The 24,388-nt window shown below is 69.6% G+C and carries 27 protein-coding genes and 4 tRNA genes; 7 read left to right on the top strand and 24 right to left on the bottom strand.

What is annotated here, in order from left to right; translation table 11 throughout:
- Nucleotides 1–130: 130 nt before the first annotated feature.
- The 6 genes from ACFYW9_RS06130 to ACFYW9_RS06155 all read right to left on the bottom strand — a co-directional run bounded on the left by ACFYW9_RS06130 (nt 131) and on the right by ACFYW9_RS06155 (nt 4,110).
- Nucleotides 131–1,078, bottom strand: a complete 948-nt coding sequence (locus ACFYW9_RS06130) for a hypothetical protein (protein WP_351863218.1) — start codon at nt 1,076–1,078, stop codon at nt 131–133.
- Nucleotides 1,079–1,279: 201 nt separating this feature from the next.
- Complete coding sequence (gene rplA / locus ACFYW9_RS06135) at nt 1,280–2,005, bottom strand: 50S ribosomal protein L1 (protein WP_328449291.1); 726 nt, start codon at nt 2,003–2,005, stop codon at nt 1,280–1,282.
- A gap of 94 nt (nt 2,006–2,099) precedes the next feature.
- Nucleotides 2,100–2,534 carry a 50S ribosomal protein L11 gene (gene rplK / locus ACFYW9_RS06140; RefSeq protein WP_261705301.1) on the bottom strand — a complete coding sequence of 145 codons (435 nt, stop codon included), beginning with the start codon at nt 2,532–2,534 and terminating at the stop codon, nt 2,100–2,102.
- A 192-nt stretch (nt 2,535–2,726) separates the two neighbouring features.
- Nucleotides 2,727–3,569, bottom strand: a complete 843-nt coding sequence (gene nusG / locus ACFYW9_RS06145) for a transcription termination/antitermination protein NusG (RefSeq protein WP_389145385.1) — start codon at nt 3,567–3,569, stop codon at nt 2,727–2,729.
- A gap of 77 nt (nt 3,570–3,646) precedes the next feature.
- Complete coding sequence (gene secE, locus ACFYW9_RS06150) at nt 3,647–3,928, bottom strand: preprotein translocase subunit SecE (protein ID WP_103549158.1); 282 nt, start codon at nt 3,926–3,928, stop codon at nt 3,647–3,649.
- Nucleotides 3,929–4,037: 109 nt separating this feature from the next.
- Nucleotides 4,038–4,110 (bottom strand) — tRNA-Trp (locus ACFYW9_RS06155).
- A gap of 248 nt (nt 4,111–4,358) precedes the next feature.
- On the opposite strand from ACFYW9_RS06155, the gene ACFYW9_RS06160 reads away from it, so the two are divergent.
- Together ACFYW9_RS06160 and ACFYW9_RS06165 are read left to right on the top strand one after the other, a co-directional pair.
- Nucleotides 4,359–5,585, top strand: coding sequence for a pyridoxal phosphate-dependent aminotransferase (locus tag ACFYW9_RS06160; protein WP_266761701.1), 1,227 nt, complete (start codon nt 4,359–4,361; stop codon nt 5,583–5,585).
- Between the two features lie 173 nt (nt 5,586–5,758).
- Nucleotides 5,759–6,778, top strand: a complete 1,020-nt coding sequence (locus tag ACFYW9_RS06165) for an adenosine deaminase (protein ID WP_351863214.1) — start codon at nt 5,759–5,761, stop codon at nt 6,776–6,778.
- A gap of 4 nt (nt 6,779–6,782) precedes the next feature.
- Here the strand turns inward: ACFYW9_RS06165 and ACFYW9_RS06170 are convergent, their stop codons facing one another.
- On the bottom strand, nt 6,783–7,445 hold the full coding sequence (locus ACFYW9_RS06170; RefSeq protein WP_351863213.1) for a TetR/AcrR family transcriptional regulator: 663 nt from the start codon (nt 7,443–7,445) through the stop codon (nt 6,783–6,785).
- Nucleotides 7,446–7,570: 125 nt separating this feature from the next.
- On the opposite strand from ACFYW9_RS06170, the gene ACFYW9_RS06175 reads away from it, so the two are divergent.
- A complete protein-coding gene (locus ACFYW9_RS06175) occupies nt 7,571–8,203 on the top strand; it encodes an NAD(P)-dependent oxidoreductase (RefSeq protein ID WP_389145390.1) in 633 nt (210 codons plus the stop codon).
- A 47-nt stretch (nt 8,204–8,250) separates the two neighbouring features.
- On the opposite strand, the gene ACFYW9_RS06180 is transcribed toward ACFYW9_RS06175, so the two are convergent.
- The 8 genes from ACFYW9_RS06180 to ACFYW9_RS06215 all read right to left on the bottom strand — a co-directional run bounded on the left by ACFYW9_RS06180 (nt 8,251) and on the right by ACFYW9_RS06215 (nt 13,461).
- Nucleotides 8,251–9,306 (bottom strand): UDP-N-acetylmuramate dehydrogenase, encoded by a 1,056-nt coding sequence (locus tag ACFYW9_RS06180; protein WP_389145393.1) that lies wholly within the window; start codon nt 9,304–9,306, stop codon nt 8,251–8,253.
- A gap of 155 nt (nt 9,307–9,461) precedes the next feature.
- Nucleotides 9,462–10,868 (bottom strand): DHA2 family efflux MFS transporter permease subunit, encoded by a 1,407-nt coding sequence (locus ACFYW9_RS06185; protein ID WP_389145783.1) that lies wholly within the window; start codon nt 10,866–10,868, stop codon nt 9,462–9,464.
- 244 nt (nt 10,869–11,112) lie between these two features.
- Complete coding sequence (locus ACFYW9_RS06190) at nt 11,113–11,682, bottom strand: TetR/AcrR family transcriptional regulator (protein WP_389145396.1); 570 nt, start codon at nt 11,680–11,682, stop codon at nt 11,113–11,115.
- 263 nt (nt 11,683–11,945) lie between these two features.
- Nucleotides 11,946–12,374, bottom strand: coding sequence for a MaoC family dehydratase (locus ACFYW9_RS06195; protein WP_326786092.1), 429 nt, complete (start codon nt 12,372–12,374; stop codon nt 11,946–11,948).
- A 1-nt stretch (nt 12,375) separates the two neighbouring features.
- On the bottom strand, nt 12,376–12,828 hold the full coding sequence (locus ACFYW9_RS06200) for a MaoC family dehydratase N-terminal domain-containing protein (protein ID WP_326786093.1): 453 nt from the start codon (nt 12,826–12,828) through the stop codon (nt 12,376–12,378).
- A gap of 189 nt (nt 12,829–13,017) precedes the next feature.
- Complete coding sequence (gene rpmG, locus ACFYW9_RS06205; protein ID WP_003948671.1) at nt 13,018–13,182, bottom strand: 50S ribosomal protein L33; 165 nt, start codon at nt 13,180–13,182, stop codon at nt 13,018–13,020.
- A gap of 87 nt (nt 13,183–13,269) precedes the next feature.
- Nucleotides 13,270–13,342, bottom strand: a tRNA-Met gene (locus ACFYW9_RS06210).
- A 46-nt stretch (nt 13,343–13,388) separates the two neighbouring features.
- Nucleotides 13,389–13,461 (bottom strand) — tRNA-Thr (locus ACFYW9_RS06215).
- 496 nt (nt 13,462–13,957) lie between these two features.
- On the opposite strand from ACFYW9_RS06215, the gene ACFYW9_RS06220 reads away from it, so the two are divergent.
- Nucleotides 13,958–15,208, top strand: a complete 1,251-nt coding sequence (locus ACFYW9_RS06220; protein WP_389145401.1) for an amidohydrolase family protein — start codon at nt 13,958–13,960, stop codon at nt 15,206–15,208.
- 338 nt (nt 15,209–15,546) lie between these two features.
- On the opposite strand, the gene ACFYW9_RS06225 is transcribed toward ACFYW9_RS06220, so the two are convergent.
- Nucleotides 15,547–16,602, bottom strand: a complete 1,056-nt coding sequence (locus tag ACFYW9_RS06225) for a hypothetical protein (RefSeq protein WP_389145404.1) — start codon at nt 16,600–16,602, stop codon at nt 15,547–15,549.
- 162 nt (nt 16,603–16,764) lie between these two features.
- Between ACFYW9_RS06225 and ACFYW9_RS06230 the strand changes: the two genes are divergently transcribed.
- Nucleotides 16,765–17,421 carry an SDR family oxidoreductase gene (locus tag ACFYW9_RS06230; RefSeq protein ID WP_389145407.1) on the top strand — a complete coding sequence of 219 codons (657 nt, stop codon included), beginning with the start codon at nt 16,765–16,767 and terminating at the stop codon, nt 17,419–17,421.
- 205 nt (nt 17,422–17,626) lie between these two features.
- Here the strand turns inward: ACFYW9_RS06230 and ACFYW9_RS06235 are convergent, their stop codons facing one another.
- From ACFYW9_RS06235 to ACFYW9_RS06250, 4 genes are all read right to left on the bottom strand, one after another.
- Nucleotides 17,627–17,839 (bottom strand): hypothetical protein, encoded by a 213-nt coding sequence (locus tag ACFYW9_RS06235; RefSeq protein ID WP_328449318.1) that lies wholly within the window; start codon nt 17,837–17,839, stop codon nt 17,627–17,629.
- 350 nt (nt 17,840–18,189) lie between these two features.
- A complete protein-coding gene (locus ACFYW9_RS06240) occupies nt 18,190–18,381 on the bottom strand; it encodes a hypothetical protein (protein ID WP_389145411.1) in 192 nt (63 codons plus the stop codon).
- Nucleotides 18,382–18,486: 105 nt separating this feature from the next.
- Nucleotides 18,487–19,314 (bottom strand): hypothetical protein, encoded by an 828-nt coding sequence (locus ACFYW9_RS06245; protein WP_351863198.1) that lies wholly within the window; start codon nt 19,312–19,314, stop codon nt 18,487–18,489.
- A 245-nt stretch (nt 19,315–19,559) separates the two neighbouring features.
- Nucleotides 19,560–19,641: transfer RNA gene (locus tag ACFYW9_RS06250), tRNA-Tyr, on the bottom strand.
- A gap of 201 nt (nt 19,642–19,842) precedes the next feature.
- Here ACFYW9_RS06250 and ACFYW9_RS06255 point away from each other — a divergent pair.
- Entirely contained in the window at nt 19,843–20,331 is a 489-nt protein-coding gene (locus ACFYW9_RS06255; protein WP_328449323.1) for a YajQ family cyclic di-GMP-binding protein, read from the top strand.
- Between the two features lie 123 nt (nt 20,332–20,454).
- Here ACFYW9_RS06255 and ACFYW9_RS06260 read toward each other — a convergent pair whose 3' ends face one another.
- Nucleotides 20,455–20,721, bottom strand: a complete 267-nt coding sequence (locus tag ACFYW9_RS06260) for a GlsB/YeaQ/YmgE family stress response membrane protein (RefSeq protein WP_326786102.1) — start codon at nt 20,719–20,721, stop codon at nt 20,455–20,457.
- Between the two features lie 186 nt (nt 20,722–20,907).
- Between ACFYW9_RS06260 and ACFYW9_RS06265 the strand changes: the two genes are divergently transcribed.
- Nucleotides 20,908–22,152 carry an APC family permease gene (locus ACFYW9_RS06265; protein WP_389145416.1) on the top strand — a complete coding sequence of 415 codons (1,245 nt, stop codon included), beginning with the start codon at nt 20,908–20,910 and terminating at the stop codon, nt 22,150–22,152.
- 113 nt (nt 22,153–22,265) lie between these two features.
- Here the strand turns inward: ACFYW9_RS06265 and ACFYW9_RS06270 are convergent, their stop codons facing one another.
- From ACFYW9_RS06270 to htpX, 3 genes are all read right to left on the bottom strand, one after another.
- Complete coding sequence (locus ACFYW9_RS06270; protein WP_389145419.1) at nt 22,266–22,832, bottom strand: SMI1/KNR4 family protein; 567 nt, start codon at nt 22,830–22,832, stop codon at nt 22,266–22,268.
- Between the two features lie 112 nt (nt 22,833–22,944).
- Complete coding sequence (locus tag ACFYW9_RS06275) at nt 22,945–23,337, bottom strand: YccF domain-containing protein (RefSeq protein ID WP_351863191.1); 393 nt, start codon at nt 23,335–23,337, stop codon at nt 22,945–22,947.
- On the bottom strand, nt 23,334–24,197 hold the full coding sequence (htpX, locus tag ACFYW9_RS06280) for a zinc metalloprotease HtpX (RefSeq protein ID WP_351863190.1): 864 nt from the start codon (nt 24,195–24,197) through the stop codon (nt 23,334–23,336). Before htpX ends, ACFYW9_RS06275 begins: the two co-directional genes overlap by 4 nt.
- Nucleotides 24,198–24,388 lie beyond the last annotated feature (191 nt).

The raw sequence follows: 24,388 nt of genomic DNA on the forward strand, positions 1-24,388 counted from the left end.
TTGGACGATCACCTGGATTTTGACGCAACTCTGATGCGTGCGTGGGACTTTGGGCAGGTGCGGCGAGGTCCGGAGAGGGCGCGGTGCGGACCGGGCAGGCGGGACGGACCGGGGAGGCGCTGAGCGGTGCTCAGGAGGGCGAGCCGGTGCCGGATCCGGTCGACGTGTCGCCGCTGCCCGGCGTCATGCCCTGCTTCGTCAGGATGTCCTTGAAGTCCTCGGTGTCACCGGCCGGGGGCGCGACGGCGGAGACCTTCACTCCGTAGTCGCTGTAGTACGTCGTGGAGGACATCGTGCCGCTCGCCATCGCGGCCTTGGAGACGGCCTTGACAAGCAGGTCCTCGGTGTCGACCCAGATGTCGACGTCCTCGGTCGTGATGCCGGCCTGGGTGAACTGCTTCTTCATGTCGGAGAGCTGGCCGTCGGTGAGGTGGGAGCTCCGGGCCGCGAGGTCGCTCACGTCCACCGTGCCCGCGTAGTGCGTGGCCCTCTTGCCGCGGACCGTCTCCTCGCCGACCTTCTTGACGTCGCCGGACGCCAGCAGGAGCTTCACCGACTGGTTCGGCGAGCTGTTCTGCATCTGGTCCTTCAGGAGCGCGCCGGAGCCGCCCCCGAACTTCGCCAGGTCGTCGTACCCGTACCGGATCCAGTGCTTGCCGCCCGCCTGCTCGGCAAAGGCGTCGCCCATCTTCGCGTAGTAGGCGTCGGACAGATAGCGGGCCTCCATGGAGTCGCTGCCCATCCGGCGCATCGTGTCGGCCATCGTGCCGCCGGTGTACGTGATCGTCATGTTGCCGGTGAAGCCGTCGGCCCAGGCCATGACGCCGCGCGACTTCATGGACATCAGCGTGCCCATGGTCGTCGTGGACTCGATCCTCGCGGAGTCGGCGCCGTCGGTGGACCTCTCCGCCGAGCGCAGGGCCGCGATGGGGCTGACGCGCGTGACGCCCTTGCGGCCGGCCTTGTCGCCGTCGCCCGAACTCCCCGAGGAATCCGACGAGTTGCAGGCCGCGACCCCTGCCAGCGCGGTCGTCAGCGCGATCGAGACAGTCACACCGCGCACCATGGTGCTCTTCATACGTCCCACCCCTATGCGAACTCTGTGAACCGCACGCTAGCGCGGCCCACTGACAGTCGTGGTCCGGAATTCCGCCCGGGGCGTTCGCCCCGCGGCAGCCGGAAGGACCTCCGCACATGAGGACGGGCCCCGCACCTCGAAAGGTTGCGGGGCCCGCTCAGATACGCGTGCGCGACGCGGTCACCGGGGTGAGCGAAGGGCTCAGACGGCGGCCGGGTCCTCCTCGACGAGGAGGTTGCGGGTGCGGTTGGGGTCGACGGGAACGCCGGGGCCGATCGTGGAGCTGATCGCGGCCTTCTTGATGTAGCGACCCTTGGCGGCCGACGGCTTCAGACGAAGGATCTCGTCGAGCGCGGCACCGTAGTTCTCCACCAGCTTGGTGTCGTCGAAGGACACCTTGCCGATGATGAAGTGCAGGTTCGAGTGCTTGTCGACGCGGAACTCGATCTTGCCACCCTTGATCTCGGTGACAGCCTTGGCGACGTCGGGGGTCACGGTGCCGGTCTTGGGGTTCGGCATGAGACCACGGGGACCGAGCACGCGGCCGAGGCGGCCGACCTTGCCCATGAGGTCCGGGGTGGCGACGACGGCGTCGAAGTCCAGACGGCCCTTCGCGACCTCGTCGATCAGTTCGTCGGAGCCGACGATGTCGGCGCCCGCGGCCTCCGCGGCCGCAGCACGGTCACCGGTCGCGAAGACCAGGACCCGGGCGGTCTTGCCGGTGCCGTGCGGCAGGTTCACGGTGCCACGGACCATCTGGTCGGCCTTGCGCGGGTCGACACCCAGGCGGAAGGCGACCTCGACGGTGCCGTCGAACTTGCTGGTGGAGGTCTCCTTGGCGAGACGGACGGCCTCGAGCGGGGCGTAGAGCTTGTCCCGGTCGACCTTGGCGTCCGCAGCGCGGAGAGACTTGCTGCGCTTGCTCACTACTGCTCCTGTTGTGTTCTGAGGAGTCGTGGTGCGGGCCGAGCAGGCCCTGCCACGTGCGGCCGCGGCCGCAGGGTTCCTACGAAGGTGGGTGTCAGCCCTCGACCGTGATGCCCATGGAACGGGCGGTGCCGGCGATGATCTTCGCGGCGGCGTCCAGGTCGTTGGCGTTGAGGTCGGGCATCTTGGTCGTGGCGATCTCGCGGACCTGCGCCTGGGTGATCTTGGCGACCTTGGTCTTGTGCGGCTCGCCGGAGCCCTTCTCGACACCCGCGGCCTTGAGGATCATCTTGGCGGCCGGCGGAGTCTTGGTCACGAAGGTGAAGGAGCGGTCTTCGTAGACCGTGATCTCCACCGGGATGACCCAGCCACGCTGCGACTCGGTCGCGGCGTTGTAGGCCTTGCAGAACTCCATGATGTTGACGCCGTGCTGACCGAGCGCGGGGCCGACCGGCGGGGCCGGGTTCGCCGCACCGGCGTTGATCTGGAGCTTGATAAGCCCCGTGACCTTCTTCTTCTTGGGAGGCATTCCGGGTCCTCTTTCGTTTTCGCCTTCCTACGTCCGAGTCGCCCCGGACGGCTGCCTTCAACCGAGTGATGATCCGGATGCAGGCATACCGCACAACGATAACGGGTATCTGTGCGCGGCTAAAAACCGAGCAGGTCAGACCGGCTGCGAGAGCCCGTCTGACCTGATCGGAAGACGTACGTCCAGAAGGTGTCAGTTCTTCTGGATCTGGTCGAAGGAAAGCTCGACCGGGGTCTCGCGGCCGAAGATCTCGACGAGGCCCTTGACCTTCTTCGAGTCGGCGTTGATCTCGTTGATCGTGGCCTGCAGCGTGGCGAACGGGCCGTCGGTGACGGTGACCGAGTCGCCGACCTCGAAGTCCAGCACCTGGACCTCGACCTTGCGCTGCGGAGCGGGCTTGCCCTCGGCCTCCGCGGCCTCGCGGGCGGCCTTCTCCTCGGCCTCCGGGGCGAGCATCTTGACGATCTCGTCCAGGGTCAGCGGGTACGGGTCGTAGGCGTTGCCCACGAAGCCGGTGACGCCGGGCGTGTTGCGGACGACACCCCAGGACTCGTTCGTCAGGTCCATGCGGACCAGGACGTAGCCCGGGAGCTTGTTCTGCTTGATCGTCTTGCGCTCGCCGTTCTTGATCTGCGCGACCTCTTCCTGCGGCACCTCGGCCTGGAAGATGAAGTCCTCGACGTTCAGCGAGACGGCACGCTGCTCGAGGTTGGTCTTCACGCGGTTCTCGTAACCGGCGTAGGTGTGGATGACGTACCACTCGCCGGGGAGCAGACGCAGTTCGTCGCGCAGGGCGGTCACGGGGTCGACGGGCTCGGCCTCGACTTCGGGCTCGGCCTCTTCGGACGCGTCCTCGTCCTCGACGTCCTCACCGGACTCGTCCTCGACGTGCAGGGCCGCGTCCTCGGCGCTCTCGCCGGCGGCGGCATCGGCAGCCTCGAACTCGTCCACGACGTCCGCTCCCTCGACGACCTCGAGCTCGTCGTCAACGGACTCGACCGACTCGGAGGTGTCGTTCAGGTTCGGGTCAGACACGGTGGCTGCTTCTTCCTGGTTACATGGGGGTGGAACGCGCGAAAGGGGCGCCGGTGACGGCGCCCTTCGCTCTCGGCTCAGCCGAAGACGTACTTGGCGGCGTGGTTGAGCCCATAGTCAATCACGGTCACCAGGCCGATCATGATGACGACGAACACAATCACCACTGTGGTGTAAGTCGTCAGCTGATTGCGAGTCGGCCAGACAACCTTACGGAGTTCCGCGATGATCTGGCGGTAGAAGGTGGCGAGGCGCTTCAGCGGGCCCTTCTTGGCACGCTTACCGCCCTTGCGGGCCTTCTTTTTGGACTCCGGCGCCTCGGCATCAGGCATGTCGATGGAGCCCACGGCGTCCGTCACTCGTCCTCACCTGATTCCCGGGTCGTGACCGTGCCGCGCCCGGTTGAGCCGCACGGCGGTGCATTGCAGTACGTACATGCGCACACATCCTGGCGAAAGGAGTGTGTAGCAGGGCCGGAGGGACTTGAACCCCCAACCGCTGGTTTTGGAGACCAGTGCTCTACCAATTGAGCTACGACCCTTTGATTTCCCCCAACGTACCGCATCCGACCGGGTGCTCGGTGTGCACCGGTTGAGCGCGGCCGATGAAGGCCAACGAGGTGAGAGTGTACGTGGTCCGGAGCCGGGCGTCGAACAGAAAGTGTCCGCTCGGGTCGTCTCCGCTGAAGATCCACTGGTGAGGTGCGCGGATCCGGACGGATGTTCTGCCGTTGTTCAGTCCGTGAAACCCGTGTGCCGGGGACATTTCCAGTCTGAAACGATGGGTCCCATGAGCCCTGCAACCCCTCCCACCGAGCGCCGGGTCTCCGCCCGAGTCGGCGCGATCTCCGAGTCCGCCACCCTCGCCGTGGACGCCAAGGCCAAGGCACTCAAGGCCGCCGGACGTCCGGTGATCGGCTTCGGCGCCGGTGAGCCCGACTTCCCGACCCCGGACTACATCGTCCAGGCCGCCATCGAGGCCTGCTCGAACCCCAAGTACCACCGCTACACGCCGGCCGGCGGCCTGCCCGAGCTGAAGGCCGCGATCGCCGCGAAGACGCTGCGCGACTCCGGCTACGAGGTGGAGGCCGCCCAGGTCCTGGTCACCAACGGTGGCAAGCAGGCCATCTACGAGGCCTTCGCCGCGATCCTCGACCCGGGCGACGAGGTCATCGTCCCGGCGCCGTACTGGACGACCTACCCGGAGTCCATCCGTCTCGCCGGCGGTGTCCCCGTGGACGTCGTCGCCGACGAGACCACCGGCTACCGCGTCTCGGTCGAGCAGCTCGAGGCCGCCCGCACCGAGAACACCAAGGTGCTGCTCTTCGTCTCCCCGTCCAACCCGACGGGCGCGGTCTACACCCGCGAGCAGATCGAGGAGATCGGCCGCTGGGCCGCCGAGAAGGGCCTGTGGGTCCTGACCGACGAGATCTACGAGCACCTGGTCTACGGCGACGCCGAGTTCCACTCGCTGCCCGTGGTGGTGCCCGAGCTGCGTGACAAGTGCATCGTCGTCAACGGCGTCGCCAAGACGTACGCGATGACCGGCTGGCGCGTGGGCTGGGTCATCGGCCCCAAGGACGTCGTCAAGGCCGCGACCAACCTCCAGTCCCACGCCACCTCGAACGTCTCGAACGTGGCCCAGGTCGCCGCGCTCGCCGCCGTCTCCGGCGACCTCACGGCCGTCGCGAAGATGCGCGAGGCCTTCGACCGCCGCCGCAAGACCATCGTGCGCATGCTGAACGAGATCGACGGCGTGCTCTGCCCCGAGCCCGAGGGCGCCTTCTACGCGTACCCCTCCGTGAAGGGGCTCCTCGGCAAGGAGATCCGCGGCAAGCGCCCCGCGGACACCGTCGAGCTGGCCGCGCTCATCCTGGAGGAGGCCGAGGTCGCGGTCGTCCCGGGCGAGGCCTTCGGCACGCCGGGCTATCTGCGCCTGTCCTACGCCCTCGGTGACGAGGACCTCGTCGAGGGCGTCAGCCGGATCCAGAAGCTGCTGGCCGAGGCGACGGACTGACCTCCGGCGTCCTCCCGCGCCCCCCGGGGCGCCGGTGACGTCGTCGCGCTCCACGCGCGCGTGCGGGGGCCGGCCACTCTCAGGAGCGGCCGGCCCCCGTTCGTTCGTTCGAGCGAGCCTCCGATCAGCGAAAGCGCTACCGGCACGACACGCGCGTACGGCAGGATCTTGGGATGGAGCGCGTACGTGATGTGAGTGAACTGCCGAAGGCCCATCTGCACCTGCACTTCACCGGTTCGATGCGGCACACCACCCTGCTGGAACTGGCCGACAAGTACGGCGTACGGCTGCCGGACGCGCTGACCAGCGGGGAACCGCCGAAACTGCGGGCGACCGACGAACGCGGCTGGTTCCGCTTCCAGCGCCTGTACGACGCCGCGCGGTCCTGCCTGAGAGAGCCCGAGGACATCCAGCGCCTGGTGCGCGAGGCCGCCGAGGAGGACCTGAAGGACGGCTCGGGCTGGCTGGAGATCCAGGTCGACCCGACGTCGTACGCACCGCGCCTGGGCGGTCTGATCCCGGCCCTGGAGGTCATCCTCGACGCGGTCGACTCGGCCGTGCGGGAGACCGGGCTCGGGATGCGCGTCCTGGTGGCCGCCAACCGCATGAAACACCCCCTGGACGCCCGCACGCTGGCCCGGCTCGCCGTGCGGTACGCGGACCGGGGGATCGTCGGTTTCGGCCTCTCCAACGACGAGCGACGGGGCATGGCGCGGGACTTCGACCGGGCCTTCGCCATCGCGCGCGAGGGCGGCCTGCTGTCCGCGCCGCACGGAGGCGAGCTGACCGGGCCCGCCTCGGTCCGCGACTGCCTGGACGACCTGCACGCCTCCCGGATCGGCCACGGGGTGCGGGCCGCCGAGGACCCCCGGCTGCTGAAGCGCCTCGCGGACCGCGGGGTGACCTGTGAGGTCTGCCCCGCCTCGAACGTCGCCCTGGGCGTCTACGAGAAGCACGCCGATGTCCCCCTGCGCACTTTGTTCGAAGCCGGCGTCCCGATGGCCCTCGGCGCCGACGATCCCCTGCTCTTCGGATCCCGTCTCGCCGCCCAGTACGAGATCGCCCGCCGCCACCACGCCTTCACGGACCAGGAACTGGCCGAGCTGGCCCGGCAGTCGATCCGCGCCTCGGCCGCGCCCGAGGACGTCCGGGCGAAGCTGCTGGCCGGCGTCGACGGCTGGTTGACCGCCTAGCCCGCTAGAGCGTGTCCGAGGCGCCCGCGGCCCCCGTCCTGTCCCCGGGTGCGATCCCGGCGAGCAGGGTGCGGACCAGCGCCGGGGCGAAGGTGTCCAGGGGCGGCGGCGCGCCCTCCTCGGTGGCGTCGTAGGCGAACGCCCGCTGCGCGCAGGCCCCGAGGAGGAGGGACGCGGCCGCATAGGTGTCGGTGTCCGGCTGGACACGCCCGGCCCGCTGTTCCGCCAGCAGATAGGCGGCGACGCCCCGGATGGGCATGTGCGGGCCCGCGCCCATGGCCCGCATGGCCTCGTCGTGACGGCGCTTGAGCTGCGTCTCCGCGTACAAGGAGGCGGCGATCGGGAAACTCTGCTCGTAGAAGAGGGCCGCCTGACGGGCGATCTCCGTGAGGTTCTCCTCCAGGGAGTGCTCCCGCGGCTCGGCCGTCAGCCGCTCCAGGAGAGGGCCGAGCTGGGGCAGCCGCTCGTGGAGTACCCGGATGAAGAGCTCTTCCTTGCTCGCGAAGTACTTGTAGAGCGCCGCCTCGGAACAGCCGGCCGCCCTGGCGATCTCCTTGGTGGTGGCACGGGAGAGACCGAGCGTGAGCATGAGCTCGTGCGCCGCGTCGAGGATGCGGATCCTGGCCGGCTTCGACGGCGTGCTCTCCGTGGCGGATTTCTGCTGCATGGGGCCCAAGGATTCCATGACCCGCCCTTACGGGGTTGACGGGTGGGTGAGTACTTACTCACTCTAGAGGAAGCAGGGTGAGTGAACACTCACCCACCACATTCCCTCTGATGCGGGAGCAGGTCATGGAACTCACCGTTTTCGGTGCCACCGGAGGCATCGGCCAGGAGATCGTCCGCCAGGCCCTGGGCGCGGGCCACCGGGTCACGGCGGTCGTACGGGATCCCGCGCGGCTCACCGTCACGGGCGCGAATCTGGAGGTCTTCCGCGCGGACCTCACCGACCCGGAGTCGCTGCGCCCTGCCGTCGCGGGCCGGCACGCCGTCCTCTCCGGTCTCGGCGCGCGCGGCCGCAAGGACGCCGGGGTCGCGGCCCGGCTCACCCGTACGGTGCTGGGCGCCATGGAGGCCGAGCAGGTGCGGCGACTGCTGGTGGTCAGCGCGGCTCCGGTCGGACCCGGCCCCGAGGAGGACACACTCCTCGACCGCGCGATGCTGCGTCTGATCTCCGCCCTTCTGAAGGACGTCTACGCCGACCTGCGGGAGATGGAGGACGAGCTCGCGGGCAGCGCCACGGACTGGACCGCCGTCCGGCCGCCCCGCCTCCGGAACAAGCCGCTGACCGGCTCCTACCGCACGGCCGAGGGCGGCTTCCCGCCCAGGGGTCGCTTCATCGCGCGCGCCGACGTGGCCCACGCGATGCTGGCGATGATCGACGACCCGGGGACCGTGAAGCAGGGGGTGGGCGTCGCCTACTAGTGGGCTACTAGTGGGCTACCGGTGGGCGTTCGCGCCGGTGATCGCCTTCAGAGGCTCGCGTTCACCGTCACCGGCTCGTTGACGAGCGTGATCCCGAAGGCCTCGTGGACCCCGGCGACGACCTCCCGGGCCAGCGCGAGGAGGTCCTCGGTGGTGGCCCCGCCGCGGTTGGTCAGGGCGAGGGTGTGCTTGGTGGAGATACGGGCGGGCCCGGTTCCGTAGCCCTTGGTGAAGCCCGACTTGTCGATCAGCCAGGCCGCGGAGGTCTTGGTGTGGCCCTCGCCGGCCGCATACGCGGGCGGTACGGCATCGGCGCCGAGCCGTTCCTCCACGCGCGCGTGGAACGCGGCGAACGCCTCGTGGGTGAGGATCGGGTTGGTGAAGAACGATCCGGCGGACCAGGTGTCGTGGTCCTCGGGGTCGAGCACCATGCCCTTCCCGGCACGCAGCTTCAGAACGGTCTCGCGGGCGGCGTCGAGGGGCACACGGTCGCCGGGCTCCACGCCGAGCGCACGGGCCGTCTCGGCGTACTTGACCGGCGCCGACAGCCCCTGCGCGTCCTCCAGCCCGAAGCGCACCCGCAGCACGACATGGCGCTCGGGGTCCGCCTTGAAGCGACTGTGGCGGTACGAGAACTCGCACTCGGCGTTGGTCAGCGTGACCGTCTCGCGCGCCTTCCGGTCGTAGGCGATCACTTCGGTGATCGTCGACGACACTTCCTGGCCGTACGCGCCCACGTTCTGGATCGGTGTCGCACCGGCGGACCCGGGGATGCCCGCGAGGCACTCGATCCCGGCCAGCCCGGCCTCGACGGAGCGGGCGACCGCGTCGGTCCACACCTCGCCCGCGGCCAGCTCCAGCCTCGTACCGTCGAGGGAGAAGCCCTTCGTGGCGATGCGCAGAGCGGTCCCGGCGAAGCCCTTGTCGCCGATGACCAGGTTCGATCCACCGCCGATGACCAGCAGTGGCGTACCGGCGTCGTCGGCCTCGCGCACGGCGGCGACGACCTCGGCGTCGGTCGTGGCGGTGATCAGCCGGGCGGCCGGGCCGCCGAGCCGGAAGGTGGTCAGCGGGGCGAGCGGGGCATCGTGGAGTTCCTGCACGGGCTCAAGACTACGAGACGGCACCGACTGCTCCGGGCGTACGGGGTCACGCGGGTGCCGGAGTTGCCGGGAGGAGGCGGGGTGTCGGTCGCCTGACACGCACGCGTACGGCCCCGCCCGGGCGGACGGGGGCCGTACGCGCGCGGGCCCGGTGCTCAGCGGCCGGCGGTCTCCAGCACCGGGGCCGGCCCGGCGGAGCCGGACCGGGCCGCGTCCGCCGCGTTCCCCGCGGTGCGGCGCCCGGCCGGGATCACCAGGGCGGCGATTCCGGCGACGGCCACGACCGCCGAGCCGGTGACCAGCGCGGGCCGCAGTCCGTCCACGAAGGCCTGGCCGGACTCGTATCCGCCCTGGGCGGCGAAGATCGACGACATGATCGCGACACCGAGCGCGCCGCCCACCTCGCGCAGCGCGTTGTTGGCGCCCGAGGCGATGCCCTGCTCCTGCGGCCGGACGCTGGACATGACCAGGTTGGCGGCCGGGGCGAAGTACAGCGCCATGCCGACACCGCTGATGATCAGAGCGGGCAGTTGAGCGCCGTACGAGGCGTGGGCGGTGGCCACGACGGCCATGTAGCCGAGGCCGACGGCCTGGAGGAAGAGGCCCACGGCGACGACCGGGCGGCCGCCGATGCGATCGGACAGGATGCCCGCGATCGGCGCGACGAGCATCGGCATACCGGTCCAGGGGAGCATCCGCAGCCCCGCCTCGGTCGGCGAGTAGCCGAGCACGCCCTGCATGTACTGGCTGAGCAGGAAGATCGAGCCGAACATCCCGAGGAACATCAGCAGGCTGGCCGCGTTGATCCCGGCGAAGGCGCGGGAGCGGAAGAGCCGCATCGGGAGCATCGGGTTCTTGGCCCGGGTGCCGTGGACGACGAAACCGGCGAGCAGGGCGGCGCCCGCGATCAGACCGGTCAGGACGAACGCGCTGGTCCAACCGTCGGCGGGCCCGCGGACCAGGCCGTAGACGATCCCGAAGAGGCCGCCGCTGGCGAGCAGGGTGCCGGGGAAGTCGAGCCGTGCGCCGGCGCCGAACGACTCGGACAGCCGAAGCCGGGCGAGCGGGAGCACCGCGAGACCCAGCGGAACGTTCAGCCAGAAGATCCAGTGCCAGGAGACGTGTTCGGTGAGGCTGCCGCCGATGAGGGGCCCGGAGGCGACCGCGAGTCCGTTGACGGCGCCCCAGATCCCGTACACCATGCCGCGCTTGGCGGCGGGGACCGCGGCCGTCAGCAGGGTCAGGGTCAGCGGCATCATGATCGCCGCGCCGACGCCCTGGACCGCGCGGGCGGCGATCAGCGAGTCGATGCCGGGGGCCATGGCCGCGGCGGCCGAGGCCCCGGTGAAGACGCTCAGGCCGACCATGAAGAGCCTGCGGCGGCCGAACCGGTCACCGAGCGCGGCGCCGAACATCAGCAGGACGGCGAAGGTGAGCGTGTAGGCGCTCACGGTCCATTCCAGGTCGCCCAGCGCTCCCCCGAGATCCTTGCGGATGGAGGGCAGGGCGGTGGTGACGACGAGGTTGTCGAGGGCCGCCATGAACCCGGCGACGCTCGTGATGAGAAGGGCCCACCCGGCCCCGCCGCGCCGCCCGGTCGGCTCCGCGGCCGACGCCGGGGCCGGCCTCTCGGGCGATCCCGTGGCCCCTGTCGGGGCCGGTGCCGCCGATCCGTTCTTCGCTGTCCGTGCCGTCCGCTGAGACATCGCTCCCCCAGAAGGTGATGTGATCACTGCCGATGGTTAGTTATTGATGACTAACTTTTGAGGTCATGAAGACGCGCCGAACACCGCCTCCGCCCTCGCGCTACTTCTCCAGCCGGCCCGTGACGCGCGCCGACGGGTAGAGCCCTTCCCAGACCCGGTGCTCGGGCGGGAACCCCATCGACACCAGGCAGTTGACGAGCATTCCGTACGCCATGAAGGTCGTGGTCCCGTCCACGTCGGCCCCGAGCGGCACGTGAACCGTGTCCCAGAGCCGCATCCAGCCGGCCCTGACCGCCTCGCCGAGCTCGTGATCGCCGGCCTCCTCGGCGGCCCCCACCGCGACGTACGTCTGCATCTGCATCAGCAGCCGCTCGGGGTGCTCCGCGATCACCTTCACGTAGGACCTCGCCATGGCATGCAGGGCCTCTTCGCCCTCCAGCCCCTCGGCGGCCTCCTCGAAGCTGCGCCGGGCGAGCTCCATGCAGTGCTCGGCGGCCGCCAGGAAGATCGCCCGCTTGCCCGGGAAGAGCCGGAAGAGATACGGCTGCGAGACACCCACGCGCTTGGCGATCGCCTCGGTGGACGTGCCGTGGTAGCCGCCGTGGGCGAACTCGATCATCGCCGCGCGAATGACGCTCTCGCGCCTCTCCTCTGCGCTCATCCTGACCATGCGACTAAGTTAGTACTCAATCACTAACTAAGTCAAGGGGGCTTCGGCCTGGGCGCGGGACGCTCGGGAGCCCGACTCTCAGGCTCTTGGCCTTGGGCCCTTAGGCCTTGGGCCCTTGGGCCTTGGCCCATGGCTCTCGGCTCTCGGCTCTCGGCTCTCGGCTCTTGGACGCGGAGTTCCCGAGGCGAGGCCCATGGGGCGCCGCAGCGGGCACGCGTAAGGGGCGCCCGCAATGGCGGGCGCCCCTTACGCGATCCGGTGTGTCAGGCGAGTCGTACGACCGCTCGCGACATGCCCAGCACCTTCTGCCCGCCGCTGGTCGCCGTGAGGTCGACGCGGACGGTGTTGTCGTCGAGCTTGGCCGCGACCTTGCCGCCGACCTCGATCGTGGCGCCCTTCTCGTCGTTCGGGACGACGACGGGCTTGGTGAAGCGAACGCCGTACTCGAGGACCGAGCCCGGGTCGCCGACCCAGTCGGTGACCACGCGGATCGCCTCGGCCATGGTGAACATGCCGTGCGCGATGACGTCGGGAAGGCCCACCTCGACCGCGAACTTCTCGTTCCAGTGGATCGGGTTGAAGTCCCCGGAGGCCCCCGCGTACTGCACAAGCGTGGCACGCGTCACAGAGAACGTCCGGGCCGGCAGCTCGGTGCCGACCTCGACGTCCGCGTAAGAGATCTTCGCCGTCATGTCAGCCCACCTCCGCCGCACGGGACACGAGCTTCGTGACGGCCGTCACGACGTGCTCGCCCGCCTCGTCGTGGACCTCGCCACGGATGTCCAGGATGTCGTTGCCCGCGAGGGACTTGATCGACTCGATGGTCGAGGTCACCGTGAGCCGGTCACCCGCGCGCACCGGGCGGGTGTAGGCGAACTTCTGGTCGCCGTGCACCACCCGGCTGTAGTCGAGACCCAGTTGCGGGTCCTGGACGACCTGGCCCGCGGCCTTGAACGTGATGGCGAACACAAAAGTCGGCGGGGCGATCACGTCGGGGTGCCCGAGCGCGCGTGCGGCCTCGGGGTCCGTGTACGCAGGGTTACTGTCCCCCACGGCCTCCGCGAACTCGCGGATCTTCTCCCGGCCGACCTCATAGGGGTCGGTGGGCGGGTAGGACCGCCCTACGAAGGACTGGTCGAGCGCCATGGGCTCGGCACCTCCTGGTTGTCGTCGCCGCACTGGTTGTCACAGCTGGAGCGACCGTCTTAGCCGGACGGCCTATCTTCGCTCTAAATCACGGGGTCCACGCATGACGCCTGGCCCGCGCCGGACATCGGTTCCACAACGACGCGAGGCCGCCCCCCGAAGGGGACGGCCTCGTGTACGAGCCTGAAATTATCGCGTTTCGCGGTGCGCGGTGTGCGCGTTGCAACGCGGGCAGTGCTTCTTCATCTCCAGTCGGTCCGGGTTGTTACGCCGGTTCTTCTTGGTGATGTAGTTCCGCTCCTTGCACTCCACGCAGGCCAGCGTGATCTTCGGGCGGACGTCGGTGGCAGCCACAGGAGTGCTCCTTGACGAACGGATGGGACATTAACGCATAGAAGAGTAGCCGATCGAAGGACCGACCCCACAATCGGCTACTGTCAGTAGCGGTGACCGGACTTGAACCGGTGACACAGCGATTATGAGCCGCTTGCTCTACCGACTGAGCTACACCGCTGAGATGCGATCGGATCCCGCCTTGCGACGGGAACCTTTCGCACCAGAGCCCCAATACGGAATCGAACCGTAGACCTTCTCCTTACCATGGAGACGCTCTACCGACTGAGCTATTGGGGCGAGCGATGAAGACATTACACGGTCCTCCGCCGATCGCCCAAATCCGTTTCGCGGCACCCTCCCGGGCCTGATCACAGGCGTTCCCCCAGGCGTTCCCGGAAGCGCTCACGCGCCCCTCGGGACTCATGGATCACAGGGGGTGACGGCTCTCCGGGCACCGGACGGTGGGGACCTGCGCCGGGTTCCGTGGGGACGTACGCCGGGTCCCGTGGGGGCCCGCGTGGGTGGTGAGGGCCGCCGGGGGCGGTCGTACCCGGCTCGGGGGTCACTGTGCGCGGGGGCGGCCTGTTCTGGACCGGTCTCGAAGGGGGCCTGTCCGGGCCGGTCTCGAAGGGGACCTGTCCGGGCCGGTCGACGGGCCACGCCGGTACGACTATTGCGCTCCTCCCCGACGTTGACGGGTCACCGCCCTAGGCTCGACCCACGCTGCGTGATCTTGTGTCCCCACGCTCCGCAGTCGTCCCTCCCGCAGCCGCCCCCGAGCCACAGGAGCGCGATGCCCGACAGTCAGCAGCAGCCGCCCCGCTCCCCCTCGGGACAGACCGACACGGCCGCTCTCCTGCTGTGCGGGGCGCGGCTCACCGACGGCCGGACCGTGGACGTACGGCTGGGCGGCGGTCGTATCGAGGCGGTCGGCACCGCGGGAAGTCTCGCGGCGGGTGCCTCGGGGGCTCTCGCCGCGAGGGTGGACCTCGACGGCTACCTCCTCCTGCCGGCCCCCGCCGAGCCCCACGCACACAGCGACACGGCCCTGACGGCCGACGACCACGGACCTCTCGCGTACGACGAGCGGGCGGTCCAGCTCAGGGCGACCGAGGCGGCCCTGCTGCAACTCGGGCACGGCGCCACGGCTTTGCGGTCCCACGTGCACGTCGGCGACGTGCAGGGGCTGGACGCGCTGGCGGCGGTGCTCGAGGTACGGCGGTCGTTGCGGGGGCTCGCCGAACTGGCGACGGTCGCGATGCCGCGCGTACTGACCGGGGCGGCCGGTGCCGACGGGCTCGCGATGCTGCGGGACGCCCTGAAGATGGGCGCTTCCGTGGTGGGCGGCTGTCCGGACGCCGACCCCGATCCGACGGGGTACGTCGAGGCCGTCCTGGAACTCGCCTCCGAGCACGGCTGTCCGGTCGATCTGCACACGGACGCCGCCGATCCCGCCCGGCTCGCCCGGCTCGCCGCGATGGCGGGCGGCCTGCGGCCCGGGGTGACCCTCGGCCCGTGCGGCGGGCTCGGCCGGCTGCCCTCCGAGGTCGCCTCCCGCGCCGCGGACCAACTCGCCGCGGCCGGAGTGACGGTGGTGTGTCTGCCGCAGGGCGGCTGCGGCTCCACCGACCGGCGCGGCACGGCTCCCGTACGGCTTCTGCGGGCGGCCGGCGTACGCATCGCGGCGGGCAGTGGCGCCCTGCGCGACGTGTCCAACCCGGTGGGACGCGGGGACCCGCTGGAAGCCGCGTACTTGCTGGTGTCCCGGTACGGGCTGCGCCCCGAGGAGGCGTACGGCACGGTGAGTTGTGCCGCCAGAGCCGCGCTCGGACTGTCCGAGGTGCGCGTGGAGGCGGGGTTCCCGGCCGAGTTGCTCGCCGTACGCGGGGACCACCTGGCGGGCGTGCTGTCCCTCGCGTACAGCCGGATCGTGATCCACCGTGGGCGCGTGGTGGCGCGGACCAGCGCGGTGCGGGAGTACTGCGACTCGGCGGCCGACTCCGGGCTGGAACTGCCCCGGCAGGGACGGGAAGAGCCGTCCTAGCCGGGGCTCCGAGGCTTCTGGCGCTGCCCGGCCTCACGGGCTCCAGGCTTCACGACCGCCAGGCTTCACGGGCGCCAGGCCTCACGGGCGCCAGGCCTCACGGGCGCCAGGCCTCACGGACCTGCCGGGGCGGCTTCCGAGGCCTCAGAGAGCCGACCGGGTCCGACCGGGTCCGACCGGGCAGAGCGGATCCGACCGGCCAGAACGGATCCGCACGGGCCGACGCCCCGATCGGGGCCGACCGGGACGCACTGGAACCGGCGCACTGGAACCACCCCTCGGAACCCCCGCACCCGCCCTTCCAGAACCCGCTCCTGGAACCCGCCGCCCATGAAGGCCTAGAGCCCACCGCCCATGAAGGCGCCGCCCAGCGGGCTGCCCCCGGGAAGCTTGTCCACAGGGAACTCGGTGGCTCCGGCCGGCGCGCTGACGTCACCCGCTTCGGAGAACTTCAGGACGAGGGGCAGCTTGGCCTTCGCCGGGCTGTCGGCGAGGACGGCCAGGTCGACCTTGATCTGCCGGAGGTCGCCGTTCTTCAGGGTGAAGTCGACGGAGGCCTTCTTGTTCGGCGCGTCCTTGAGGTCCTTGGCGGAGGGCAGTTCCGCACCCGCCGGAAGGTCGTCCTGGAGCGGGCGGAGCTTGCCGAAGACACCGGTGAGCAGGTCACGGACGTTGCCCGAGGCGACGACGTGCTCGACACCGTCGGCGCCGCCCTTGGTCCGGAAGGTGACCTTGTGGCCGATGACACCGCGTACGGCGTCGAGGACCTTCTTCTGGGTCTTCGCGTCGATCTCCCCGTCACCGGCGGCCCCCTTCGGGGCACCCCCGGCGGACTTCCGCGCGTCCTCCAGCTCCTTGGTGTCGAACTTCACCCAGTCGCCTTCGAGGACCTTCTTCAACTCCTTCTGGCTCGGCGGCAGATCGTCGGCGGACGGCATGGGAACGCCCATCGCCTCACCGACGGCCTTCATGTCGCTGCGGTAGTAAATGAAGTCGCCGACGATCCGGTACTCGACCAGGACGCCGCCGGTCCCCGCGATCCTCACGCTCGTCCCGATGAGGTCCTTCTGGCCCGAATCCGCCAGCGCCTTCCTGGACTTGACGGAGACGTCGACACGGAGCCCGCTGACGAACTTCGCGAACGTCGGGGGAAGGGATTCGTCGGAACCGTCCTCGCCCGCAAGGGCGTTGATCGCGTCCGCGTCGGCATCCAGGTCCAACTGGAAGGCGATCGACTTCTGTTCGCCGAGACGGGAGGCGGCGTGGTCCACCTTCTGCCCGGCCGTGAGGTTCTCGACCGTGCCACAGGCGGCCGCCGCGGTGAGAAGGACAGCGGTGCAGCCGACCGCGGTGACGGTCTTGCGTATGACGGTGATGATGGTCTCCTCTTGCAACGCCGCACGGGCCCGCACGGCGTTGCTTCGTTCGCGTGTTCACTCGTTCCGACGCGTTCCCGCGGCGATCACCCACGCGTTCACAGTGATCACCCATGTGACTCGTGAGTCGCCCACAGGGTTGTGCGGCGAACGCGGTCTTCCGGGCGTACGGTCGGAAACATGCGCATTGTCATCGCTGGTGGTCATGGTCAGATCGCGCTGCGGCTGGAGCGGCTGCTCTCCGCGCGCGGGGACGAGGTCGCGGGAATCATCCGCCGCGCCGAGCAAGGGGACGATCTGCGGGCGGCCGGCGCCGAGCCCGTCCTGTGCGATCTCGAGTCGGCATCGGTGGAAGAGGTCGCCGCGCATCTGCAGGGCGCCGACGCGGCCGTCTTCGCGGCGGGCGCGGGGCCGGGCAGCGGCGCGGACCGCAAGCAGACGGTGGACAAGGGCGCCGCGATCCTGTTCGCGGACGCCGCCGAGCGCGCGGGCGTACGCCGGCACGTGGTCGTCTCCTCGATGGGCGCGGACCCGGCCCATCCGGGTGACGACATCTTCGACGCCTACCTGCGCGCCAAGGGCGAGGCCGACGAGTACATCCGCGGCCGTACGGGTCTGGACTGGACGATCCTGCGCCCCGGCGGCCTGATCGACGACGCCGGAACCGGTCTCGTACGCCTGGAGGCCTCGACCGGCCGCGGCATGATTCCCCGCGACGACGTCGCCGCGGTCCTCGCCGAACTGGTCGACACTCCGGCCACCGCCGGTCTGACCCTGGAAGCCGTCAGCGGTTCGACACCGATCTCGGTCGCGGTGAAGTCGGTGGCGGGCAACTAGTGCCCCGGCAGGCAACGTTTGCCCGTCAAGGAGCGGCGTCATGGGGGTCCCCCTGCTCGAGCGAAGCCGAGAGCTTGGGGGAGCGTGCCGGGCGCCGCGACGGGGCGAACGTTGCCTGCCGGGGCACTAGGACCTGTCCGGTCGGCGGCGGGCCGCACCGGCCCGCGCTCGGCTCTGGCCGTGCCCGCCCAAGGGTCCGTTCCGTTCAGAACAGCGAGAGCTGGCCGGGGAAATCGGGGACGGTGTACCCGTCCAGCGTGGGCTGCGCCGCCCCGATGAACGCTTCCCGGCGCGAACCGGGACACGAGACCAGTTCCCCGGTCCCCCGCGCGCCGGGCGGATCATGCCGAGCGAACCGCCCCGCGACGACGGCGATCTCCCGACGGCACTCCGGGCAGTTCCTACGACGCGATGACATGGGATCAGTGTGCCCCGCCGGTCGCGGCTGCCGTCACCCCACGCGTCCCGTAGCCGGCCGCCCTGTCGATGAGCTGCGCTCGATGGCACTCAATGGCGCTCGATGGCACTCGATGAAGGTTTCCACCTGAAATTCAATTCTGGAGAGAATTTCAAATACGCCCTCCACACCCCAAGAATTGCGACGCACGAAAACAGGACGCGGCCGACCGGCCGCGTCCTGCGGGATCAAGGCGTCAAGCCACGGCGAACGGCTCACTCACCGGACCGGCGCCACATCGGTCGGCCGGACCCGTCCCCGAGGCCGCGACCGACGCCGACGCCCACCCTCCCGGACCCAACTACCCTTGCTCAGGAGGGCAGTTCACCCACGCAGCGCTTCGCCCGTTCCGTGCCGACCCGGCCACGGAACCCTTCGAAGCATCCGCACGTGCCCCAGAAGGCCTTCTCAGGCTTCTTCGCGGCACGGTCGCCGGCAATACAGATCACCATCCCGATATCGACTGCGGCGACAATTTCCTGCGCGCGGTTTTCGGCCGCCACCCATACCTTCGGCCAAGCCGAAGGTATGGGTGGCTACGCGGTTTACCGGGGGTCATTCCGGCCAAGGCCGAGGGCGGCGAGATCCCGCCCCCGCGCCGAGGGGGTTCAGTGCACGTCGACGTAGTCGGCCGCGCTGGTGGCGACGCCGGTCGTCGAGTTGCCGTAGTACACCCAGCGGTAGTAACCGTCGACCGAGGCGGTGACGGTGGTCTTCAAGCCCCCGGTGCTGCTGGTGGTGGCCTTCTTGACCGTCTGGAAAGTCTCGGCACCCTTGGCGCGGAACTGGAGGCTGACCGTACGGCCGCTGTAGGCGTCGTACTTCTTCGTGCTCCAGTTCGCCCGGGTCACCTTGCCCGTGACGGTGAGCGGCTTGCCCTTGGTGACCGGCTCCGGCGAGGCGTTGGTGGTGGCCTTGGCCGCGCGCTTGAGCTGGGCGGTCGTGGACCGCGTCTCCCGTTCCCCGGTCTTGAGGCCGCCGTCGGCCTTCCACAGCCGCAGCGAGACGCCGACCTTCCAGGTCGTGGCGTCGCTGTTGGAGTCGACGTGCTCCTGGCTCGGGTGCGGGTCGATGTAGAGGTTGCCCTCGCAGCGAGCGTGCTTGGAGTCGATCTCGTAGCAGGTGTAGCTGCCCGGCTGGATGAAGTTCTCTCCGGTGTCGGCCGCCGTCGTGATGCTGCCGCGGTAGAGGAAGGGGTACGCGGTGTAGCGCGAGGGGTCGGCGGTGCTGTACCCGGAAGGCAGCGCGATGTTGAAACTGATGGGCGGCTCCACCTCCTTCGAGGTGCCGACGACGATCGGCTTGCCGTTGTTGATGACGATGCTCGACACGGTGACACCGGTGTCCGCCGCCTGAGCCGCCGGCGCGTTCAGCACCGAGAGCCCCAACGCCCCCACGAACGCGGCCACCGCGACGGTTCGTCTGCCTGTCTTCATTCACACCTCTTCAGGAGTATGTCGTCACAAGAAGCGGCAGCTTATCTGGCAGGTTCATGGCCTCTGCGAGCGCGCCGGGCACTCGTCCCCGACGCCTACCGGACGCGGACCGCGAGCGGTGGAACCCACTGGCGGTACGAGGTGGGACACACCCCCTTCCCGTTCACCCCGGATCGACCAGGAGCGGGAACGAAGAAACCCCCTCCGACCTGCGGTTAAGCAGGTCGAAGGGGGTTACCTTCATGTGGCGGCGCCAGGGTTCGAACCTGGGTAGGCTAAGCCGGCAGATTTACAGTCTGCTCCCTTTGGCCACTCGGGCACACCGCCGGGGTTGCTGCCTCTGAGCCTCGCCTTCGCGGTGCTCCCTGGCAACGACGTAAACGATACCCGATGCTCGGGGATGCTTCGCCACCCAATTGATCGACGCTTGGGGGGAGGGGGGTGGCTAGGCTTATGCGGATGCGGCCGGAGGCCTACGCCGGGCTCGACGGCCGCCCCTACGCACCCCGATACAAGGAGCCACAGGACATGGCCGACTCCAGTTTCGACATCGTCTCGAAGGTCGAGCGGCAGGAGGTCGACAACGCCCTCAACCAGACCGCCAAGGAGATCTCGCAGCGCTACGACTTCAAGAACGTCGGCGCCTCCATCTCCTGGTCCGGCGAGAAGATCCTCATGGAGGCGAACTCCGAGGAGCGGGTGAAGGCCATCCTCGACGTGTTCGAGACCAAGCTGATCAAGCGCGGCATCTCGCTGAAGTCGCTGGACGCCGGTGAGCCCCAGCTCTCCGGCAAGGAGTACAAGATCTTCGCGACGATCGAGGAGGGCATCTCCCAGGAGAACGCCAAGAAGGTTGCGAAGATCATCCGTGACGAGGGCCCCAAGGGCGTGAAGGCCCAGGTGCAGGGTGACGAGCTGCGGGTCAGCTCGAAGAGCCGCGACGACCTGCAGGCCGTTCAGGCCCTCCTCAAGGGCAAGGACTTCGACTTCGCCCTGCAGTACGTGAACTACCGGTAGAACGACCGGCGGGACGTCCGCCGACACCCACGCGATGGCGTGCCGACGGTACGAGGAAGGGTGGACACCTCCGGTGTCCACCCTTCCTCGTACCGCGCGGCCGCGGTACCTGGCGACGCGGGCTCAGCGGCGCGAGTCGCCGAACAGGACGCGGTACAGGATCAGCAGCACGAGCGAGCCGCCGATGGCGGCGGCCCAAGTGGCGCCGTCGTAGAAGTGCTTGCTGATGGGGTGGTCCAGCCAGCGGGCCGATATCCAGCCGCCGACGAACGCGCCCACGACACCGATGACGGTCGTTCCGACGAAGCCTCCCGGATCGCGCCCCGGGAGCAGGAACTTGGCGATGGCGCCGGCCAGCAGCCCCAGAATGATCCAGCTGATGATGCCCATGTCTGAGCCTGCCCTTCCGTCCTGTACTCACGCTGTCCCGGCCCTGTGACTTCGGTCCGGGCCGGCCGTGTCCGCGCTGTCCGTATCCGGTACGGGTCGCGGGTGCCGATGTCGTGTCGACGCCGCGCTGATGAACAGGACGTCCTGTGGCTCCCGCCGGTTGCGACGATCAGTAGGGTGCGGCACATGACACCGTCCAGTCCCGGGTTGCGCCGCACGCTGGGAGTCGGCGACGCCGTGGTCATCGGGCTCGGCTCGATGATCGGTGCCGGGATCTTCGCCGCGCTCGGCCCCGCCGCACGGGCGGCCGGATCCGGGCTCCTGCTCGGGCTCGCGGTCGCCGCGGTCGTCGCCTACTGCAACGCGATGTCCTCGGCCCGGCTGGCCGCCCTGTACCCCGCTTCCGGCGGCACGTACGTCTACGGGCGCGAGCGGCTGGGGGCCTTCTGGGGATATCTGGCGGGCTGGTCGTTCATCGTCGGCAAGACGGCCTCCTGTGCGGCGATGGCACTCACCGTGGGCGCGTACGTCTGGCCCGCGCACGCGCACGCGGTGGCGGTCGCCGCGGTGGTCGCGCTGACCGCCGTGAACTACGGCGGCATGCAGAAGTCGGCCTGGCTGACGCGGGTGATCGTGGCGGTGGTCCTGGGGGTCCTCGCTTCCGTGGTGGTGGGGTGTCTCGGGTCCGACGTCTCCGATGCCGGGCGGCTGGGCATCGGGCTGTCGTCCGGCGCGGGCGGAGTGCTTCAGGCGGCCGGGCTGCTCTTCTTCGCGTTCGCCGGGTACGCGCGGATCGCCACACTCGGCGAGGAGGTACGCGATCCCGCGCGCACCATTCCGCGCGCGATCCCCTTGGCTCTGGGCATCGCGCTCGCGGTGTACGCGGCGGTCGCTGTCGCTGTCCTTTCGGTGCTCGGAACGGACGGGCTGGGGCGCGCCCCGGCGCCGCTGGCGGACGCTGTACGAGCCGCCGGACTGCCGGGGCTCGTGCCGGTCGTGCGGGCGGGCGCCGCCGTGGCCGCGCTCGGCTCGCTTCTCGCCCTGATCCTGGGTGTCTCACGGACCACGCTGGCCATGGCCCGCGACCGCCGCCTGCCGGGCGCCCTGGCCGCCGTGCATCCGCGCTTCCAGGTCCCGCACCGGGCGGAACTGGCCGTGGGCACGGTGGTCGCCGTGCTGGCCGCGACCGTGGACGTGCGCGGCGCGATCGGTTTCTCCTCCTTCGGTGTGCTGGCGTACTACGCGATCGCCAACGCCTCCGCGTGGACGCTGAGTCCGGCCCCGGCGGCGCGGGTCGTGCCGGTGCTGGGCCTCCTCGGCTGCGTGACGCTGGCCTGCGCGCTGCCGGGGGTTTCGGTGGTCGTCGGCGCGGCCGTGCTTGCGGTGGGGGCGGCTGCGTACGGCGTACGGCTGTGGGCGGCTTCGCGCTGAGCGCTGTCCCGTGGTCCCCCGTGGTCCCCCGTGGATCAGCGCGCGGCGTGAGCTGCCGTGCATCGCCGGGCGGACAGTGACCGCCCTGCTCGGCGCGTTCGGGCGGGCAGGGGTCAGGAAGCCCGGGTCACCGTCGTGCGTATGGGGAAGTCGGGCCAGAGGGGGAGGTCCGCGTCGTCGCTGGACTCCTCGTACCAGCCCGTTCCCTCCAGCCACGCGAGCAGCCAGGTCGCGAGGTCGGGTGCGTCCACGTACCAGGCGTGGTCGGCCCGGTCGGCGTTCGGCTCGAAGAGCAGGACCGTGCCGTCGGGGCTCTGGCAGTCCACGCACGCGTACATTCCGCAGCCCCAGTGGGATATGGGCAGGACACCCTCGGGCCAGGGCCAGTCGGGGTCCTTGCGGCCGCTCTCGCGACTGGCGAGGTACTGCGGAACGGCCGCCGGTTCGCCCGACGGCGGGCCGTCGAGCAGGGGCAACAGGCCGTATTCCGGACCGAATCCGCCGTCCCCTATCCGAAGGTAGAGCGAGGCGAGCAGTGCGGGCAGGGGGAAGCCGAGGACGGCCTCGGCGCGGGCGACCTCCGCCGGGCCCACGGGCGCCGGGAGCGAAGGCCAGCCCCACGGTCGGGTGTTGCGGGCCTCCGTGGCGACCCGTGCCAGCAACTGCTCGATTTCGGTCATGGCTTCATGATGCAGCGCGCCACCGACAATCGGGCAGCCTGTGGAAAACCCTCACGCGAGACGGACTTCGGCCCCGTTCCCGGCGAGGAGTACGGCGCGTGGTCCCGTACCGCTAACGCCCCGCGAACGGCTCGTCGGTGCGCACGATTTCGCGTCCCAGCGGGAACAGCGAGATCGGGATGAGCTTGAAGTTGGCGATGCCGAACGGAATTCCGATGATCGTGATGCACATGGCGATGCCCGTGACGATGTGGGCCAGGGCCAGCCACCAGCCCGCGAGGACGAGCCACAGGACGTTGCCGATGCAGGACGGGGCGCCGGCGTCGTGGCGCTCCACCGTCGTATAGCCGAACGGCCACAGCGCGTAGATGCCGATACGGAACGCGGCGATGCCGAACGGGATTCCGATAATCGTGATGCACAGGATGATGCCTGCGACGAGGTACCCGAGAAACAGCCAGAAGCCGCTCAGGATGAGCCAAATGACGTTCAGAATTGTCTTCACTGCTGACGACCTGCCATCTGCTCGAGCCGGGTGATGCGTTCCGCCATCGGCGGATGCGTGGAGAACATCTTTGAGATTCCCTGTCCCGGACGGAAGGGGTTCGCGATCATCATGTGGCTCGCCGTCTCGATGCGCGGCTCGGGAGGCAGCGGAAGCTGCTTCGTGCCCGCGTCGAGCTTGCGCAGCGCGCTCGCGAGGGCGAGGGGGTCGCCGGTGAGCTGGGCACCGGACGCGTCCGCCTCGTACTCCCTGGAGCGGCTGATGGCGAGCTGGATGAGGGAAGCGGCGATCGGGCCCAGGATCATGACCAGGAGCAGTCCGAGGATGCCGGGACCGTCGTCGTCGTTGGACCGGCCGACGGGGATCAGCCAGGCGAAATTGACCAGGAACATGATCACGGAAGCGAGGGCGCCGGCCACGGAGGAGATCAGGATGTCGCGGTTGTAGACGTGGCTGAGCTCGTGACCGATGACGCCGCGCAGCTCGCGCTCGTCCAGGATGCGCAGGATCCCCTCGGTGCAGCACACGGCGGCGTTGCGCGGGTTTCGGCCCGTCGCGAAGGCGTTCGGAGCCTCCGTCGGCGAGATGTACAGGCGCGGCATGGGCTGGCGGGCCTGCATCGAGAGATCGCGGACCATGCGGTACAGGGCCGGGGCCTCGAACTCGCTCACCGGGCGTGCGCGCATCGCGCGTAGAGCCAGCTTGTCGCTGTTCCAGTACGCGTACGCGTTCGTCCCGATCGCGATGAACAGCGCGACGATCAGGCCTGTGCGTCCGAAGAAGCTGCCGATGACGATGATGAGTGCGGACAGTCCCCCGAGGAGTACGGCTGTCCTGAGCCCATTGTGCCGGCGGTGCACGGTAGCCCTCCAAGTCGTGCGGCAGGGGAACCCTTTGCTTGCTGATGCTCTGCTTCCACTCTTCAGTGGACCCTCCCGTACTGGTCAACGCCAGACGGGAAGCACTAGTTCCCTTGTGCGCACTGCCCGGCGCGTGGGCCGTCCGGGTGATTCGGACGGCCGTTCACACGCGCGCGTGCCCCTTGAAGAGG

The organism is Streptomyces sp. NPDC002698, from assembly GCF_042888945.1.
Lineage (GTDB): Bacteria > Actinomycetota > Actinomycetes > Streptomycetales > Streptomycetaceae > Streptomyces.